Source organism: Pseudoalteromonas sp. NCIMB 1079 (assembly GCF_040567695.1).
Lineage (GTDB): Bacteria > Pseudomonadota > Gammaproteobacteria > Enterobacterales > Alteromonadaceae > Pseudoalteromonas > Pseudoalteromonas distincta.
The window spans coordinates 187241-206524 of sequence record NZ_JBEWZA010000002.1; the positions used below are offsets into that span (position 1 = coordinate 187241).

Below are 19284 nucleotides of genomic sequence, written 5' to 3' on the forward strand. Positions count from 1 at the left end.
ATTGAGATCGTTTTGGCAAAAGCGCAATGGCAATAAATAACGGTAAATGTGGTTTTTAATTAAACCAATTAGCACTGCTCAATTGACTAAGTAGTGCTAATTTACTATTTGTACAATTTACCGGCTAACTGTAATGGGGGTTTACAGTAACTTTTTGCTTTATATATTTAGCTCCTTCAATATGTTCCACACGCTCTCACCACTAGGATGAAGTGCAGCATGATACCGATACGCGTAATATGTAATAGGCCCGTAATAATGCTTTTGGCTACCTAATAACTAATTTTAAAAACTAATTTTAAAAACTACGTTTTTAAACGCCAGCAAGCTGCGCTTATATAAATGCCCAACAATCAATATACTTACTACTAAACGTTGCTTAAAAATCAACCACACTGACTATAACTAGGTGTGCCAAGCAAATGGCACACCTATTTTGTTATGCAGGTATGGGGGCGTTTTCTGCAATAAGCTGTTTAGATTTCAACTCACTCCAAAATTCGCTTGGTATGGTAACTTTCATTGAGGCTACATTAGCTTTAATTTGATCTGCCGTGCGTGCGCCAGGAATAATTGAGGATACCGTTGAAGGCGCCTCTGCGAATTGCAGTGCAGCTGTTTTAATATCAATCCCATGTTTAGATGCAATGTCGCTTATTGCATTAAACTTTTGCTGCATAGGCCCAGGAATTTTAGGTGAATAATTAAAGCGGTTACGACCGGCTAAAAAACCACCATTAAGCGGAGCACCAATGACTGCTGAAGCTCCTCGTTTATCAAGCATAGGAAAGGTTTTATCAAGTGCCTGCTTATGATCTAAAATTGAATATTGCAGCGCTAGTAAGCAAATATCAGGGTCTGACATATCGAGCGCTTTATAAATAGCATGAGGTGTATTTACTCCAAAACCCCAGCCTTTAATTATTCCTTCATCACGCATTTTAGTTAACTCAGGAATAGCCCCTTTTGCTGCCTGATCAAAATACTTAAGCCAGTCATCCCCCATATCACTGTTTTGCGGTGATAAATCGTGAATATAAACAATATCAAGTGAGGCGACACCAATACGATGCAAAGTATCTTCAATAGACCGGCGCGTACCTGATGCAGAGTAATCATATTTATAATGAAAAGGCGAGTGATCAGCCCAATGCCAACTATTTTCTAGAGGCTCTGCTGAAGGGGTAAGAAGGCGACCTACTTTTGAGGATAAAACATAATCTTCACGCTTTTTGTTTCGAAGTAAATCACCGAAGCGCCTTTCGCTTAAACTCAAGCCGTAAAAAGGTGACGTATCAAAATGACGAATACCAGAATCCCATGCTGCATTTAGCATTGTTAAAATTTCTGCATCGCTTGATATAGTATTAAAGCCATTCCCAGCGGCAAGGCCGCCTAAGCCCATTCTTGCTTCTGGTCGGTAATGCTTAGCATTAGTAACATCGTTTGTGGGCAGAGCAGCGCTTTTATCTATCGATCCTTTAGTTTGCATAACGCTGCCGTTAGACATTTTTACTTTTAATTGTTCAGCCAAAGCTGAAGCACTAAAAATAGAGCCTAAACTTAAAGCAGCGCCTGCTTTAATAAAATTTCTGCGAGATACCATGTAACTATTCTCCTTGAGTAAGGTTAAATATCTACGCTATAAACTAGTATAAATACCAACCAAACTCAAGCGGGAGAAAAACAATAAATATCAATAATTTCAATAAGATGGTTAAATTGACAAACGCTGAACGCGCACTTTAATTAACATTTTAGAATGATTATTTTCTTTACTCGTACAGTACTTTAATATGCACAAAATAGTGCACTTTAATAGCTTGATAAAAAAGCAAACTTCCAAATTGGTGCACGCCTTAATACTCATTTACACAACATAAAAATGGTTACATTTATTGGATGTGTACAAATTAGTAGACAAAACCGCAATAAATTAAAGATGCACAAATAATTTCACTAGCAAAGCGATTGCGGCAATAATTGGCTAATTTAACCGAGCGTAGTTGAAATAATTGGGGTAAATATTACAAAAACGTATATTATTAAAGGTTTGCCTTGCAATACACGACGTATTTGTCTCTTTCACAATGCCATTGCTGGCAGGCCTGTAAGAGTTTTATCTTGCTAAGTAACACTGTGCAGTGCAGCCTATTACAACTAAATTCAACGTAGTTAGCGCTGAAAATAGCTGCTTAAATAGATCAATTATTCAAGTTCAGGTTACTTGAGCTTTTTAATACCAATTAACACACAGATAGCACCGCCAATAATACCCGCCCATGCTTCTATTGGTGTGTCGCCACTAAATGCACGGCTAAGCTGCGAAGCCGCCGCATCATACACGTCGTATCCCCACATAATTAAAGCGATACCTATAACGATTAAAACAATTCCTACAATCTTGTTATTCATAAATATCCTTAAGGTTTAACTTACATAAACTAAATAAAAATAAATCAGGGTTAATCTAATTCTAATTGAGCACGTTCTACGCTCTCACTAGGTAGCTCTTTTTGTACCGACACACCTAGCTCTTTAAACTCTGATGCTTGTTTAATTAAATTACCTTTACCACGGTATAGCTGCGAAAATGCTTTATCATAACTTTCTTTCGCTTTATCAAGCTGCTTACCTACGCCTTCCATACTCAATAAAAAACCATTGAGCTTGTTATAAAAACGCTCCGCTCGACTTGCCAGCTCTTTTGAATATTTGGTTTGCTCTTCAAAACGCCAAAGCTGTTTAACAATATTTAAACTAGTAAGCAGGGTAGTGGGTGTAGCTACCAGTATATTTTTTTCGATTGCTTGTTGGTAAATATCGCTTTGATATTTGAGTGCTTCTACAAAAGCTGATTCTATTGGTACAAACATAACCACTACTTCTGGCGAGTTAATACCTGGTAAGCGGTCGTACGATTTACTCGCAAGTTCATTAATACGCGCTGTAACGGCGTTTACATGCTCTTTAATTGCTTGATTAGCATCTAGATCATTTTCAGCGTTCACGTAGCGTGTATAGGCATTTAATGAAGTTTTAGCATCAATAACTAAGTGGCGACCCTGTGGTAAGTACACAACTACATCAGGGCGCAAGCGGCCATCTTCAGTGTTAAACGACACTTCGCGCTTATAATCAACGCCTGCACGTAAGCCAGCACTATCTAATACGTTTTCGAGCATAAGCTCGCCCCAATTACCTTGGGTTTTCTTTTGCCCTTGTAGGGCGTTACTGAGCTTGTCGGCTTGATCTGTTATAGCTTGGCTTTTAGCTTGCAAATGCAGTAGCTCGGTTTTAAGCGCAGTCCGTTGTTTTATGTCTTCAACGTGCATTGATTCCATTTTTTCTCTAAAGCCTTTTAGCTCGCCTTGAACTGGTTTTAATAATTGCTCAATGCTTTCTTGATTTAAGGTTTTAAAGCTTTGTGATTTTTCTTCTAGAATTTTATTGGCTAGGTTTTCAAACTCTTTTTTGAGCGTATTTTTACTTTGCTCAATTTGCGCGAGTTGCTCGCTAAAGTTTTGCTGTTTTTGCTCAAGGGTAGTGCGCATATTATTATATTCAACATCGCGCTGATTATATTGTTCACGAAGCGCTGCCAGCTCGCCTTCGGCTTTACGCCAAAAATGATTGTATTGGATGCTTTGTTTTTCTTGTTCGCTAAAACGCGTTTTAAAATGCTGGGCTTCATCGCGCTGCTCTTGGTGAGTATGTTCTAGCAGTTCATGATCTTCTAGTAAGGCGCTGTATTGCAGCTCTTTATTATCAAATTGGTTTTGTAACAGGGAAAGCTGTTGCTGCTGTTCGCTTATTTGTAGATGTAGCTTTTTGCGAAGCCGTGTTGATACAGCGCCGTAAAATAGGGCGCCTAAAGCAACACCAGCACCAGCGCTTAGCCAATCAATATTAGTGAGTACTTGAGTGAGCATAAAATAAACTTATAAAATTTAGAGACATGCCATCATAACCAATAACCAACAACAGAAGTAGGGGAGTTAAGAAATTACAGACATAAAAAACCAGCTTAAAATAAGCTGGTCAAATATTACTAAGTTAAGTAATCAAAGGGATAATCAACATGTGCCCGAGCAAGCTGCAACTTAAATACATAATCACCAAAATAACTAATATTATTAGGTGAGGCTATATAACAACAGGCATTAGAGTAGACCGGATAACAAAATAATTAATTCAAATTAATTTGCGGAAGATCATTTATTTTTATTTGGGTTGATTTAAACAAATCAAATTATGGGCATAAAAAAAGCCAGTTCAAAATGAGCTGGCTCAATCATTACTAAAATGAGTAACTAAATAGGGGGAATCAACATGAAAACTTGTATTAACTGCAATTAATCAACAAGCATAATAGTAGACGCGTCTTTTTTAATTAAGTTCAAAAAAAATAAAAACTTTTAAAATAAGTGCTGAACGCTAAATTTTAGACATAAAAAAAGCCAACTCAAAATGGGCTGGCTCAATCATTACTAAAATTAGTAACTAAATAGGGAATCAACATGAAAACTTGTATTAACTGCAATTAATCAACAAGCATAATAGTAGACGCGTCTTTTTGAATTAAGTTCATAAAAAAATAAAAAACTTTTAAAATAAGTGCTGCGCGCTAAATTTTAGACATAAAAAAAGCCAACTCAAAATGGGCAGGCTCAATCATTACTAAAATTAGTAACTAAATGGGAAATCAACATGATGCTTGTGTTAACTGCAATTAATCAACAAGCATAATGATAGACGTCCGCTTTTTAATTAAGTTCATAAAAAGATCAAAACTTTTTAGATCTTTTTTAGTTTTTAATTAAAGACAACATTTGCTGCTCATCAAACTTTGTAAAGCTCATTGATTTATCAGTAAATAATGCATCAACAAGAGCTTGCTTGTCTTGCTGCATTTTAAATACTTTTTGCTCTATTGAGTTACTCATTATGAGCTTATAAACAAATACAGGATTAGTTTGACCAATACGGTAAGCTCTATCAGTCGCTTGCTTTTCTACTGCGGGATTCCACCATGGATCAAAATGAATAACAGTATCTGCTTGTGTTAAGTTAAGGCCTGTTCCACCGGCTTTTAAGCTAATTAAAAACACGGATGTTTTACCACAGGTAAACTCGTCGATTACTTTATCTCGTTGACGCGTTTGCCCTGTAAGCATACTAAAGTTAATGTTTATTTCTTCAAGGCGTTGAGCTATTAAATCGAGTGCCGATGTAAACTGACTAAATATAATAATCTTACGACCCAGGCTTAGCATAAGCGGTAAGTGTGTTGTTAACCATTCAAGCTTAGCAGAGCCTGCTTGAGTATGTGGATCTATTAATTTAGGGTGACAACAAATTTGCCTTAACTTTAAAAGCGCCTCTAAAAATGCAAGCTTACTTTTTTGTGCGCCTTGTTCGGCAAATAAGTCTATTAGCTTCTCTTCTAATGAACGTGTAATGCCTTGGTACATTTCTTTTTGCTTAGGCTCAAACTCAAACTCTTTTGTTAGCTCTGTTTTTTCAGGCAGCTCTTGCGCTACTTGTGCTTTAGTGCGGCGCATTATAAAGGGCATAATTAACGCTTTTAACTGCTCAGCCCTCTGCATATCAGCTTCACGCTCAATAGGTGTTTGAAAGTGCTGCTTAAAGTGGGCTTGAGACCCAAGTAACGATGGCATAGCAAAATCGAGTAACGATTTAAGCTCAAGTAAATTATTCTCGATTGGAGTACCACTTAAACAAAGTTTAAAGTCGGCATTTAAGCGTTTAACTAATCGTGAGACCTGTGCGGTATCGTTTTTAATGTATTGTGCTTCATCGAGGATTATATTTTCAAAATATAATGGTGAATAATATGCAATATCACGCTTTAAAAGCGGGTATGTAGTAAGAATGCATTGCGCTTGTGCTAAGTGTTGTAAAGGATCGTTACGGTTTGATCCAAAAATAGTGGTTACTTTTAAACTTTTAGCAAACTTAGTGATTTCGTTTTTCCAATTACTCACCAAGCTAGTTGGGCACACTATAAGTGTAGGGCCTGCTTGAGGGCGGTTAAATGTACTCGCTAAAAATGCAATAACTTGGAGTGTTTTACCCAACCCCATGTCGTCAGCTAAAATACCACCTAATTGATGACGTTTTAAAAAGCTAAGCCAATCAACGCCTTGCTGTTGGTACTCACGAAGTGTTACAGAGTCATTTAAGCCATGTAATGAAACCTTAGGCATTGCCTTATCGGTATTATTTAACTCTTGTAAATATAGCTCAAGTGAATCGTCGTGAAGCTCTACGTTAATAGCTGTGTGCTTTACTAGTTCAGGTAAATACGAAAGCGGAATATTAAATTCGTCACGTGTTTTTACAAATTCAAAGCGTTCTTTAAATTCGTTTAATAAGTTAATGGCAGACTTATTAATAACCCCAAATTGACGACCAAGCGGGTAGTAATAAAACAGTTCACTTTGGCGATTCAATGACTGATAAAGCGAATCAGCATTAGTAAACAACAGCGCTGCTTTTGCGTCACACAACAATACTTTGCAGTGCATTTGATGCCCTGCTGCTCGGTGTACATGTAAACTCACTTCACATTGTGGATTAGGGCTTGTTACTTTACTTACACTGACTTGCCAACCACGCTGCTTAAAGCCAGGAAATACTTCGTATATTAGCCAATGCAAATGGATAGGAGATTGCTTTGTAAATACAAGCTCACTTTGTAAACCCCCTTTACAAAATTCAAACCCTAGATTGATTAGCTCGTTAGTTACGGTGTTTTCAAATGCGCTATTTATAGTACTTGCTGGGGCAGAACCAGCTAAATAGTTTTTATTTTTATACTTAAATAACAGCGAAAGTGATAAACCTTGCTCGCCCATTGTTACTTTTAAAACAACATTACTAGATAGCTTAGGTAACGTTGGCTGCAAGTTAGTAGGGTGCGGTATAACACCTGCACCAAAGTTATCTGCAAGTTGTTTGTATATTCTGTCAAAATTAGCGTCATGCAAAGCAGGCATAGTTTGTAAATGCGCTATTTCGTCTGCACTCAATGGTGTACGAAGACGACCCGCTTTTAAATGATCTAAATCGAGGTAAGTAGGCGGTGTTGTTTTTAATAAAGCCCAGTTTTGGGTTTGCTCGAGCTTAATAACTAATTGTGATAGATCTTTATCTTGCTCCCAACTAAAACTCAATGCTTGGCCAGATTGCGCTTTAATTGGCACGCGAGAGCGCTGAAAAAACAAGCGCTCAGTAGCTATCAATTGTTGTAGGGCACTAAAGCCCCATTGGCCTTTTAGCTCAATACTTCCTACTGCATTTTGTGAACGTATCCAACTAAATAATCTAAAATCACTTTCGAGTAAATCATTTGGCGTTACGAAACTATTTAACTGCTGCTCAGTGAGGTTTCGGCCTAACGTGTAATTCTTTTTAGTCTCAAAATTAGCTATTTTAGGTGTTAAAAATACTTTGTTATTTTCAATATCTAATACAAATAATAATACTTGCGAGGGTGTATGTTGATCACCACTTTTAAGAGCGCTTAATTCACTAAACCAATCATTAATGAAGTAATCTTCACCGTATTCACCAGAGTGCTCTATTTTGAGCTTAAACAAAATAGCAGCTAAATGTCGGCATTTGGTTTTTGCATTACACGTACAGTGTGTATCAACAGAATAACCAGTTGGTACTTTACTGATCTCAATACGTTGGTTAAATGATGATCCGTTATCTACTTGCACGGTAGAGTCTACAACAGAAAAATTAGGGGTATGCTCTAGCCAGGTGATTTGACCTTTCTTGTAGTACTCTTTGCCTTTATCTAAGACATTTTCGCGAAAAAGTTTTTTAATAAAGCGTTCAGAAAGAGGAAACTGGGTAGCCTGCTCATTTTTAATTTCTTCAAAAATAGCCATTAAATCATTTTTTGATAAGTTAGCAGACATGTCACTCTAAGCATTAAATTTTAAAAATAATTCTGCCAGTATATGCCTTATGTGCTCTGAGCTAAAGCACTATTAACAAGATATAAACTGGTTGGAGCTGATAGCTTAGTAAAAAATCGGTTTATAGGTAAAAATGAGTATAAAATTTCACAAAATATTAGGCATTACATACAAATATAAAAATTAAACGGCACGTTATAGATCACAATTTTACTAACAATGATAATAAACCAAGAGCAAATAGCTAAAAGGGGGCGATTAGTTAGTAAAAAAGTGATCTTGAAGAGGAAATATGATTATTTAAGGTAGGATTAGGCTAGTAAAGATCAGATTTTTACTAACAAAACAATCTGTCAGATCACTATTTAACTAAGTAGACATGTCTGACAGATCATTATTTAACTAACTAATTAAAGGCACTTAATAGCTTAGTTAATTGTTCTAAGCGTTTGTCTGTCATCACTTTATTGTCAATTTTGATAGACACATCACCACTTTTTAAATTGCGTTGTACCGATACAAACTTATTTTCAAGTACAGCTTCACGCTTAACAGCAACTTGAGGCTCAGCAGTTAGGCATTTGGTGATTGCCATTGCACGCTTGTCGTCACTTGTAATGGCGTTTAGCTCTTCATCGCTAGCTAAGTCACTAACAAGCTGATTAAACGCCTCTTGGTCTCTCTCCTTTGCGCTCATGAGCTTTTTAGCCACTTCGCGACCCACGTGATTCGCAGTAGGGTAGAGTGCAATAACTTCAGCAGGTATTTGTTCATACGCTTTAACAGCATCTGCAATGGCGGTGTGTGATACACCTTCAATTGCAGCAATCTCTCTGTAAGATCCTTTTTTGCCTTGTTCAATAAGCTCATTTTTAGTTTGCTGGTAAGCTTGTCCTAGCTCCCATAAACTTGGAGCGATATATTGATCTGAAGATACTGCTAAAATTTTAGCGTCTTGCTCAGTAAAGTCACTTGAACTAAGTACTAAATAATCAGCGTTACCTAAAATACAGGCCATACGACGGCGAGAACCCGCTAAGACTAAGCTTTTATCACCCTGATCCCAAAGTAACGCAGGGTGCTGATTACGGCCATCCTCTGCAATGGCAGGTAAAATATCCGATACTGACTTTTCGTTAAGAAGTGCTTGTACACGGCGATTTTTACCGTATACACCAGTTGTAGATTCAATGTCAGCGTGTGCGATCACTTTGCAAATAAGTGTAATTTGGCGCTCAGGATCGCTCGGTGCTGGCATGCGAATTACATCACCAGCATTTGCTTGTTCAAGTAATGCGTCAAGGCTACTACTTCCTACAGCTGTTGCAAATGGATCTAAGCGGGTGTCATTTTTACGTTTTTTAGCCATTTTTATTTAACATCCTTACTTAGGGGTATTGAGTGTTGATTGAGTTGACTGCCAATTTGAACGAATAAGCATTTCTAGCTCATCGACCACATCTTTAATATTTTCTTGAGCGCGCATTAGTGATTCACGGCTTGCTAAGCTGTCTGACGCTTTTTGATCAAAAATAGTATTGAAAGACGAAGAGCTAGCAGTAATCGCCGAGCTGTGGTTGATTGGGTAACTCATAACTTGGCGACCGAATGCACTACGAACATCTTTAACAATATCGCGCTGTGAGTGATTACCTTTTACATAGTTGGTAACTAAAAACTGCATAAAGTCCCATCCCTCATGGCCAAGTGCCGCAACGGTATGGTAAATCTCACCTAGTCGTTTTAAATATTTATTATTAGCATCAAAGTCTACAGCTTCAGGATGAACAGGAATAAGCATCGCAGTAGAAGCCATTAATGCATTATAAAACATAAAGTTAAGAGTTGGAGCTGTATCTATTAATATAATATCAAACTCGTCTTTAACAGGGTTAATTACTTTTTCAAGTAACTTATGGTAATGACGAGTTTGCTCATAATTTGAGGTGTCTTTGAGTAATGTTGCAGTTTCGTGCTCAAAATAAAAATCGTCCATACCTGATGGTAGTACACGAATATTTGGGATATGCGTTGGTAAAAATGAGTTTGAAACAAATTCAGGCCATGTTTCGCCCTCATCTAAATCTATACAATCACGCATTAAATCACCAACAGTAATTGGGTCATGCTCGCTTGAAGGAAAAAAGCTTGAAGAAGAGCCTTGAGGATCTAAATCAATTATTCCAATGCGATAGCGCTTAATATTTGTAGTTGCCAGCGCTGCTGCAATATTAACCATGCTGGTTGTTTTGCCACAGCCACCTTTGAGAGAATTAATGACAATAACTTGCAGTTTGTCATCACCAGTACGAAGATCTGGTTTAATATCCATAATATCAGCCATAGCAAAAATGTTTACTAATGTGTAAGCATAATGACCATTGGCGCCGCGTTTTATGTTTAAATCATCAAAGTCGCCATTATCATGACGTCTTTTTAAAGTACGATTATTACAACCTAATAAATCAGCAGCTGCTTTTTGCGTATAAGTTCTTAATTCTTTTTCTTCTGATTTAAGATGAGCACGATAGTGCTGAATACGACCTTCTAATGATTTTTCAGCTACTTCGGCAGTTGCTTTTAAAAGCCGGTAGGTACTTAACGCGTTATTATTGATAGACATACTTTCTTCCTCAAAGTTAGGCAGTTAGTATAATGTCCATTCAAATTGCTGTAAACAACTATTTAAGACGACATGCGTTTTAAAAAGAAGACATTTAAAAATACTTTTACACTTTTAATATTGCTTAGTATAAATAAAGAAGTTTAAAGGTGGTTAAATATATAAGGTAGTAAAGGTTAAGGGCCTAAAATTAACACATAACATTATGATTAATATAAACAATATAAAAAAAAGCAGATCAGCGTTATACTTGGTTAAGATCAGATCTTTATCTACCTGCAGATCACCTTTTTACTAAGCCTTATTTTTTAAATCAAGTTATACACAGGTTGCGCATAAGGTTATGAACAAAAAGAGCCCTTGAGATCAACTTTTTACTAAGTAAATTATAAAGTTATGCACTAACCTTAGCGTCAATAGGTTCGTTTAATTAGTATAGATCTGATCTGTACTTGGTACAGATCAGATCTATGCTAACTCGATAAGCCTTTATCCACAGGGATATTAATTTTATTGTGAATTTGTCGTGCTAAATTTTAAAATAAAGCCATTGTGATGGACAAAATAACAGCTGAGTTAGTAAAAAACAGATTTGTGATGACCCAGTTAGTAAAAATATGATCTGAAATCGCAAGTTATGTACATTACTTAGTATAATAGTGATCTAAACGTTTTATTTAAAGTCAGATCACTTTTATACTAACTTAAACATTTAACTTTTGTTGTTTAATGTGTTGTTATTAGATGTCGCAATAAAAATGGAAATAAGAACAATGAGCCGAAAGGTCAACATCTCGGTAGATAATTTGCCCGATACACTCAGGGGCCAAATCCACGGGGTGGAAAGTGCAATTGATAACGAAAGTTTAGCACTATTTACAGACAACAAAGACGTGCGAATTTCTATTGAAAATGCAGCTCATGGTTTACGTGCATATTCAAACACGTTTAATCATTATGATTTGTGGGGCCGTTTTGTTCGCTCTGGCTATAAAAAATTGCCACTTGAAGAAGCGCCTAAAAAAACAATCATTACGCGTAAAATATCAGAAAAAGTAGATGGTATTTTATACGATGGTGAGATAAAAATTACCCCTGCTGTTGTCAGTACTCGTAAAGATGGCGAAGATATTGAGTATCTTGTTTGGCCATCGGACAGAGAAGAAAAAGTAGAACGAGCACTTATTCGTTTAGCTTCTAAAGGCAAAATAGTAAAAATTAATTTTAAGTCCGGTATTCAATACGCGGTTGTTTTTTCTATGAACGAATTAGCGCAAGAGCTCAAAGCGGTAGGGCAGTCAATGCCATATCCTGCTATTAAAGAGTCACTTGAAGCATTGCAAGGTTCTAAACTTTCATTTAAATATTCAGCAACCGATACTAAAAACTCCGATATAGATGATTCGTTTTACGAGTCAAATATGAACTTTTTATCGTCACTTCACTTTAGTGGCAAAAAAGGTCAAGGTGGCAATGTAAAGTGTGTGGCCTGCTTAAATGCGTTTGTTCATAACATGATTGATAACCTTGAATACAAAGGGTATTACTTTAATAGTGCACAAGAATTAAAACGGGGATTGTCGCGTTGGATGATGCTGCGTTTGTATCACCTTTGGCGTTATGCAGCTCCAGGTAAAACTTATCATTTTAGATTACTTTCTATTATGGAAAAATACGGATCTATTTATTCAACTGATGATATTACGGAAAATAAATTAAAAGCGCTTCGTCGTGATATGACCACCACAATGAAAGATTTGATTGAAAAAGGTGCTATATCAGAATACAGCATTACAAACGTCAAAGATGACAAAACTGGTAACATTATTGATTACACATACGAAATGCACCCGTCTGATCAGTTTTGCGATGAAATACTTACATTGAACAAACACAACAAACGCATTGAGATTCAAGGCGGTAAACGTATTGTTGAAAATGCAGTGTTAATTGATGAAGATAAAATAGAAGAGATAGTAGAAAAATAATAAACGTTATTTAAATACTGTACATATTTACTAAAAAGGCCACATATTGTGGCCTTTTTAACATAATAGCTATCGGTCAACTTGTTCTAAATATAGCCTATCAACTAAAAAATCATACTCACGTTTTCGAGGATGAGCTTCGGGTTTTTTATAATCAGGTAAGATACCTAGTTTAACGTCTGGTTCTGGATTAATCAGAATAAATGGTAATGCGGCGCTCACATGATAGCGGTTTTGTGCTGTGTATCTCACATTAACTTGAGGGCTTACGCGAGTAGGGCGACGAATTCTTAATTTTTCCTTTTCACCTAAACTAGCAACCCGTAATTGTTCTTGAGCTACAAGTGATTGCCATTTTTGCTGATCTATCATTCTTGGATTTCGATAACTGGCCGATTTGTCGAGCATTTCAAGGGCCATTTTTTTAGTCAACGTTTTAGTTGCGTGCTTGTGCATCCAAGTAAACCTAACAGAAAATGGTGATTCACTCTCACTGTGAATCTTACGATAAGCAGCAAGTGTTATTAAATTTGGTATTGCATTATGAACAGCCTCAAATCGGGCATCGTTATTATCAATTGCCAATATACACTCTTTGAAACTAGCTTTAGCTTTGTTAACCTGTGCTATACGATTATTTAAAGCTTGTTTATCTGCATTTTTAATAACAAGTAAACCAGGGTGTCTTTTTAACACGCGACTGCTTAAGCCCGATTTTTTATAAATGTCAGAAAAGGAGTTTAAAATTGCCTTTTGAGCCGGCGCTCCAGTTATTTTAGAGACAAGTATGGACTCTGGAACCTTATTTTCATCTAAATTACTTACATCAGGTAACTGATAGTACTCTGCTCTGGAAAACTCACATTCGTTTAATTCTTCAATTAACCTTAAAGTTAATTCGTTCATTAAATCAAACTGACTCCTAATTTGCACTTTAGTAACCACGGCACACCTCAAAGAACACATCTTACCAATTCCATATTATTGCATGCACTTTGCTTTGTGTAAATTTTTAACAAAATAATACTCGATGTTCAGATAATACTAAAAAAAATAAGTATGATGTGTTCTTTCCGAGGGTGGATAGTTCTATTTATTCCTGTAATACTGTTTTATTGATTAAAGAGTTAGTCCGCTTAGAGCTTAATTGCCCATGTAGTGTAATAAATGAGGAATGTAAAATGAACTTGGTGCGGTTGTATTCTAAATAATAGTGTGGGTTTTGGTTGTTTCTCTAATTAGTGATTAATATTATAACGTGTTTAACTATGGGTCTATCATCCAAAACCTTACAATGTCATACATGCTTTTTACATGAGAGCCATTTAAGGCATCACTGGCAGTTAAGTTTTTAGTTATCACAACTTGCTAAATAACGCTGACGGCAGGGTGGGAAGATGAGGGGTGAATCAGCAGATTAACCTTGTGTCAGTTGTAAGTATATTCTGGCATGAGAATAATCAACAGCGTTATTCTACTAGGCTTAAAGTACATATAAATGAGCAACACAAAATGACATATCATATATTTAGGCCTGCACATAGTCCCTGTTAGTTAATAATTAATTTAGCGCGTAAAGCTAAGATTACATTTGATGCAATTTAAGTATGATGTGTTCTTAAGTAAAATACATATAATATACCCTTGTGCTTTATTTATTCTCAATGTGTTAAAATTGAAACTAATTAACTCTAATTGTATGTTTTTAATCACTTTAGTTTATTTAAAATAAAACTAAAGTGATTGTTATATAACCGCCTAAGTTAAGTAAAATTACTTTTATACTTAACTCATAACTAAATAATTGGAAAATAGTGAATTTAGTCCTTGAACATAGGGGTCTGCATACGTTAATTTCTTCTTATCAGGTAATGTAGGAATGAGGAAAAATTATGTCATCGTGGAACCCAAATAGCTGGAGAGAGCTGCCAATACTGCAGCAGCCACAGTACCCAGATCAAGAAATACTTAAATCAGTAGAAGGCCAATTAAAAACGGCTCCGCCTCTAGTTTTTGCAGAAGAAACAAGAAGCCTATTCAAACAACTTGAAGACGTGTGCGAAGGTCGTGCATTTTTACTTCAAGGTGGTGACTGTGCCGAGTCGTTTAGCGATTTTAATGCCGCTAATATTCGCGATACATTCAAAACAATTTTACAAATGGCTGTTGTATTAACTTATGGCGGTAAATGCCCAGTAGTTAAAATAGCGCGTATGGCTGGTCAATACGCTAAACCTCGTTCAGCAGACTTAGAAACAATTAATGGCGTGTCTTTACCATCTTACCGTGGCGACATTATTAATAATATTGAGTTTACAGAAGAAGCGCGCATTCCAGACCCTCAACGTTTAATGACTGCATACCATCATAGTGCTGCTACGTTAAACTTATTACGTGCATTTGCACAAGGTGGCCTAGCCGATCTTCACCAGGTTAACCGCTGGAACATGGGCTTTGTTGCTGCAAATCCACTTAAAGAAAAATACCAACAACTTGCAGATAAAATTCAAGACGCACTAGAGTTTATGGAAGTGTGCGGAATTAACTCTACAATTGCACCAAGCTTAAAAGAAACCGATTTATACACTTCTCACGAAGCTTTACTACTTGGTTACGAAGAGGCACTAACACGTCGCGACCATTTATCAGGTGACTGGTACGATTGTTCTGCTCACTTTGTTTGGATTGGTGAACGTACACGCCAACTAGACCATGCACATATTGAATTCTTTAAAGGCATTAAAAACCCAATTGGTGTTAAAGTTGGCCCAGGTATGGACCCTGACGACCTAATTCGTTTAATTGACGCATTAAACCCAGATAATATTCCTGGTCGTTTAACGCTAATTACGCGTATGGGTGCAGACGTACTACCAGAAAAACTCCCAGCACTAGTAAGAAGAGTTCAACAAGAAGGCCGTAAAGTAATTTGGAGCTCAGATCCAATGCACGGTAATACTGAAAAAGCGACTTCAGGTTACAAAACGCGTAACTTCGATAATATCATGCGCGAGATCAGTCAGTTCTTCGCTGTACACAAAGCTGAAGGTTCATACGCAGGTGGTGTTCACCTAGAAATGACAGGTCAGCACGTAACAGAATGTACAGGCGGTGCTTACGGTTTATCTGACGATGACTTAGCACAGCGTTACAAAACGCAGTGTGATCCACGCCTTAACGCCGACCAAGTATTAGAGTTAGGCTTTTTAGTCGCTGATTTACTAAAAGACGCACGTAAATAATATTTATTGATACAAAAAAACCGCTTAGTTGCGGTTTTTTTTATTTCAAATTTGATGACTAAGTTAGTACTTACGTCGCTCCAAGTCTGTCTCTATCAGTATTTTTGCAGAAATTTCTTCAACAGAATGATGCGTAGAATTAAAGTAAGCTATTTTGTGACGCTTATACAACATTTCTACTTCGCGCACCTCAATACGACACTGTTTAATTGAAGCATACTTAGAGTTAGCCATACGTCGATGCCTTATAGCAGCAAGCCTCTCAGGGTCAATCGTGAGCCCAAATAACTTATGTTTATAAGGGACTAAACATTTAGGCAAACCTTCATTATCTAAATCTTCTTCTGTAATAGGGTAGTTAGCCGCTTTAATGCCGTACTGCAGTGCTAAGTATAAGCTTGTCGGGGTTTTACCACTTCTGCTAACGCCAATTAAAATGATGTCTGCCTCGGAAAAGTTTTTAATATTTCCGCCATCATCATTCATAAGCGCATAGTTAACCGCATCAATTCTAAAATCATAACTTTTTTCGTGGATAGAATGCGTACGATGCATTTTTGGAACAGGGGCTACATTGAGTTCTTTTTCTATTTTTTCGCTATACGTAGTTAAAAAATCATACGTAACTGCATCAGCCGATTTTATAATTTCACTTAAATTGTGATTCACAAAAGTAAAAAACACGAAAGGCTTTTCACCTGTTTTTGCAGCGGTTGCATTAATTAAAGCTTTAATTTCGTGCGCTTTTTCTTCAGTTTCTACAAATGGAATTGTTTTATGATTAAAATCGATAGGAAACAACGACAAAGTCGCATGCCCAAATACCTCTGAAGTAATTGCTGTTCCATCTGATATATAAAAAGCAGTTCTCATAATTAACCTTTTTATTGCGTTTAAATCCCTAAAATGGGTTTCCCACGGTTTACGTGAGGACTGTTGCCAGTGTAGAATGATGACGACCTTTATAAAAGGTTTTCTTTCTTAACTCTCACAGTTAGACCTACAATTTGTTTTTTTTTTGGAGAAAGATCCGTGCAAGAATACGTTCTCTGGTATCAAGAGCTTGGTATGCAAGATGTTCCTCGAGTTGGCGGTAAAAACGCGTCACTTGGCGAAATGATTTCAAACCTCGCAAACGCAGGTGTACAAGTACCGGGTGGTTTTGCAACTACCGCAGATGCTTTTAATGAGTTTCTAGATCAATCAGGACTCACCGCCAAAATTCATGACATCCTAGATACACTTGATGTTGATGATGTAAATACACTCGCTAAAGTCGGTGCCGATATCCGCCAATGGATAATCGACACACCATTCCAACCAAACCTAGATCAAGCCATTCGCGACGCATATAGCCAAATCCATGGCGATACTGCAGCAGATGTTTCATTTGCAGTACGTTCATCAGCTACCGCTGAAGATATGCCAGATGCATCATTCGCAGGCCAACAAGAAACTTTCCTTAACGTTGTCGGTATCGATTCAGTCATGGTCGCTATTAAACACGTATTTGCTTCATTATTTAATGACCGCGCAATCTCATATCGTGTTCACCAAGGTTACGATCACCGTGGTGTAGCGTTATCAGCAGGTATACAGCGCATGGTACGTTCAGATAAATCAGCATCTGGCGTAATGTTTAGTATTGATACAGAGTCTGGTTTTGAAGACGTTGTATTTATTACATCAAGCTACGGCTTAGGTGAAATGGTTGTACAGGGCGCGGTTAACCCTGATGAATTTTATGTTCATAAACCAACACTCCTTAAAAACAAACCTTCAGTAGTACGTCGTAATATTGGTTCTAAAGCCATACAAATGATTTACTCAGAAGACAAAGCACATGGTAAGCAAGTAGACATCGTTGATGTTGACCCTGAGCTTTCTAATAAATTTTCGATTACAGATGAAGAAGTGCAAGATCTTGCCAAACAAGCTGTAATCATTGAAAAACATTACGGTCGTCCTATGGACATCGAATGGGCAAAAGACGGAAACGACGGCAAACTATATATAGTTCAAGCACGTCCAGAAACTGTCCGCTCAAACGAAGACTCAAACGTAATGGAACGTTTTCAATTAAATGGCACAAGTAATGTACTTGTTGAAGGCCGTGCAATTGGTCACAAAATTGGTAGCGGTGTTGTACGTGTTCTTGATTCAATTAAAGAAATGGACCAGGTACAAGTAGGCGACATTTTAGTAACCGATATGACCGACCCTGACTGGGAACCAATCATGAAACGTGCAGCAGCGATTGTTACAAATCGTGGTGGCCGTACCTGTCACGCGGCAATCATTGCACGCGAACTTGGTATTCCGGCTGTTGTTGGTTGTGGTAATGCAACTGATTTAATTAAAGCGGGACAAGAAGTAACAGTATCGTGCGCCGAAGGCGATACCGGCTTTATTTACGAAGGTATTTTAGATTTTGAAATACTAACGTCACGCGTTGATAAAATGCCAGAACTACCAATGAAAGTAATGATGAACGTGGGTAACCCCGATCGCGCCTTTGACTTTGCACGCTTACCGCATGCAGGTGTTGGCCTTGCGCGAGTTGAATTTATCATCAACCGTATGATTGGTGTTCATCCTAAAGCGTTATTAAATTTTGATGCTCAAACAGATGCATTAAAAGCAGAAATTACTGACATGATTGCCGGTTACGAATCACCAGTAGAATTTTACATAACAAAACTGGTTGAAGGTATTTCAACGCTTGGTTGTGCTTTTGCACCAGAGCGTGTAATTGTGCGTATGTCTGATTTTAAATCAAACGAATACGCAAACCTAGTTGGCGGTCAGCAATACGAGCCAGAAGAAGAAAACCCAATGATTGGTTTTCGTGGCGCCGCCCGTTATATATCTGAAGACTTCCGCGATTGTTTTGCACTAGAATGTGAAGCTATAAAACGCGTAAGAAACGATATGGATATGGCAAACATTGAAATCATGATCCCATTCGTACGTACCCTTGAAGAAGGTAAACGCGTAATTGAACTACTTGAAGAGCATGGCCTTAAACGTGGTGAAAATGGTCTTAAAGTAATCATGATGTGTGAGCTGCCTTCAAATGCATTACTTGCTGATGAATTTTTAGAAATGTTTGATGGTTTTTCTATCGGCTCTAACGATTTAACACAGTTAACGCTTGGTCTTGACCGTGATTCTGGTTTAATCGCACATTTATTTGATGAGCGTAACCCAGCAATTAAAAAACTACTTTCTATGGCAATTAAAACAGCTAAAGAAAAAGGCAAGTACGTAGGTATTTGTGGTCAAGGTCCTTCAGATCACGAAGACTTTGCAGCATGGTTAGTAGAGCAGGGCATTGACTCTGTTTCACTCAATCCAGACACAGTAATAGAAACATGGTTATACCTAGCTAAAAAATTAGCAAAGTAATAAATAGGTAAGCTATAAAAAATGCCAGCAATGTATTGCTGGCATTTTTTTATAACCAATTAAAAGTT

Annotated in this window: 11 protein-coding genes; 3 read left to right on the plus strand and 8 right to left on the minus strand. The window is 37.1% G+C overall.

Annotated elements, in window-relative coordinates; all coding sequences use genetic code 11:
* Positions 1 to 439: 439 nt before the first annotated feature.
* The 6 genes from ABX891_RS17635 to ABX891_RS17660 all read right to left on the minus strand — a co-directional run bounded on the left by ABX891_RS17635 (position 440) and on the right by ABX891_RS17660 (position 10578).
* Positions 440 to 1606 carry an aldo/keto reductase gene (locus tag ABX891_RS17635; RefSeq protein ID WP_354630251.1) on the minus strand — a complete coding sequence of 389 codons (1167 nt, stop codon included), beginning with the start codon at positions 1604 to 1606 and terminating at the stop codon, positions 440 to 442.
* Positions 1607 to 2223: 617 nt separating this feature from the next.
* Entirely contained in the window at positions 2224 to 2415 is a 192-nt protein-coding gene (locus ABX891_RS17640; protein WP_024596528.1) for a DUF3185 family protein, read from the minus strand.
* A gap of 50 nt (positions 2416 to 2465) precedes the next feature.
* A complete protein-coding gene (locus ABX891_RS17645; RefSeq protein ID WP_024596527.1) occupies positions 2466 to 3932 on the minus strand; it encodes a DNA recombination protein RmuC in 1467 nt (488 codons plus the stop codon).
* An 876-nt stretch (positions 3933 to 4808) separates the two neighbouring features.
* Positions 4809 to 7955 carry a DEAD/DEAH box helicase gene (locus tag ABX891_RS17650; protein WP_354630252.1) on the minus strand — a complete coding sequence of 1049 codons (3147 nt, stop codon included), beginning with the start codon at positions 7953 to 7955 and terminating at the stop codon, positions 4809 to 4811.
* A 406-nt stretch (positions 7956 to 8361) separates the two neighbouring features.
* Entirely contained in the window at positions 8362 to 9324 is a 963-nt protein-coding gene (locus tag ABX891_RS17655) for a transcriptional regulator (protein WP_165743962.1), read from the minus strand.
* A 15-nt stretch (positions 9325 to 9339) separates the two neighbouring features.
* Positions 9340 to 10578 (minus strand): AAA family ATPase, encoded by a 1239-nt coding sequence (locus tag ABX891_RS17660; RefSeq protein ID WP_354630253.1) that lies wholly within the window; start codon positions 10576 to 10578, stop codon positions 9340 to 9342.
* A 773-nt stretch (positions 10579 to 11351) separates the two neighbouring features.
* Between ABX891_RS17660 and ABX891_RS17665 the strand changes: the two genes are divergently transcribed.
* The gene (locus ABX891_RS17665) at positions 11352 to 12566 is read left to right on the plus strand and encodes a hypothetical protein (RefSeq protein ID WP_024596523.1); all 1215 of its coding nucleotides are present in this window, start codon (positions 11352 to 11354) and stop codon (positions 12564 to 12566) included.
* A gap of 69 nt (positions 12567 to 12635) precedes the next feature.
* Here ABX891_RS17665 and ABX891_RS17670 read toward each other — a convergent pair whose 3' ends face one another.
* Positions 12636 to 13511, minus strand: a complete 876-nt coding sequence (locus ABX891_RS17670; protein WP_165723776.1) for a DNA replication terminus site-binding protein — start codon at positions 13509 to 13511, stop codon at positions 12636 to 12638.
* Positions 13512 to 14458: 947 nt separating this feature from the next.
* Between ABX891_RS17670 and ABX891_RS17675 the strand changes: the two genes are divergently transcribed.
* Complete coding sequence (locus ABX891_RS17675; protein ID WP_024596521.1) at positions 14459 to 15808, plus strand: class II 3-deoxy-7-phosphoheptulonate synthase; 1350 nt, start codon at positions 14459 to 14461, stop codon at positions 15806 to 15808.
* Positions 15809 to 15871: 63 nt separating this feature from the next.
* Here the strand turns inward: ABX891_RS17675 and ppsR are convergent, their stop codons facing one another.
* Positions 15872 to 16681, minus strand: coding sequence for a posphoenolpyruvate synthetase regulatory kinase/phosphorylase PpsR (gene ppsR / locus ABX891_RS17680; RefSeq protein WP_007583184.1), 810 nt, complete (start codon positions 16679 to 16681; stop codon positions 15872 to 15874).
* A 159-nt stretch (positions 16682 to 16840) separates the two neighbouring features.
* Between ppsR and ppsA the strand changes: the two genes are divergently transcribed.
* Positions 16841 to 19216 carry a phosphoenolpyruvate synthase gene (gene ppsA, locus ABX891_RS17685; protein ID WP_354630254.1) on the plus strand — a complete coding sequence of 792 codons (2376 nt, stop codon included), beginning with the start codon at positions 16841 to 16843 and terminating at the stop codon, positions 19214 to 19216.
* Positions 19217 to 19284: the final 68 nt, after the last annotated feature.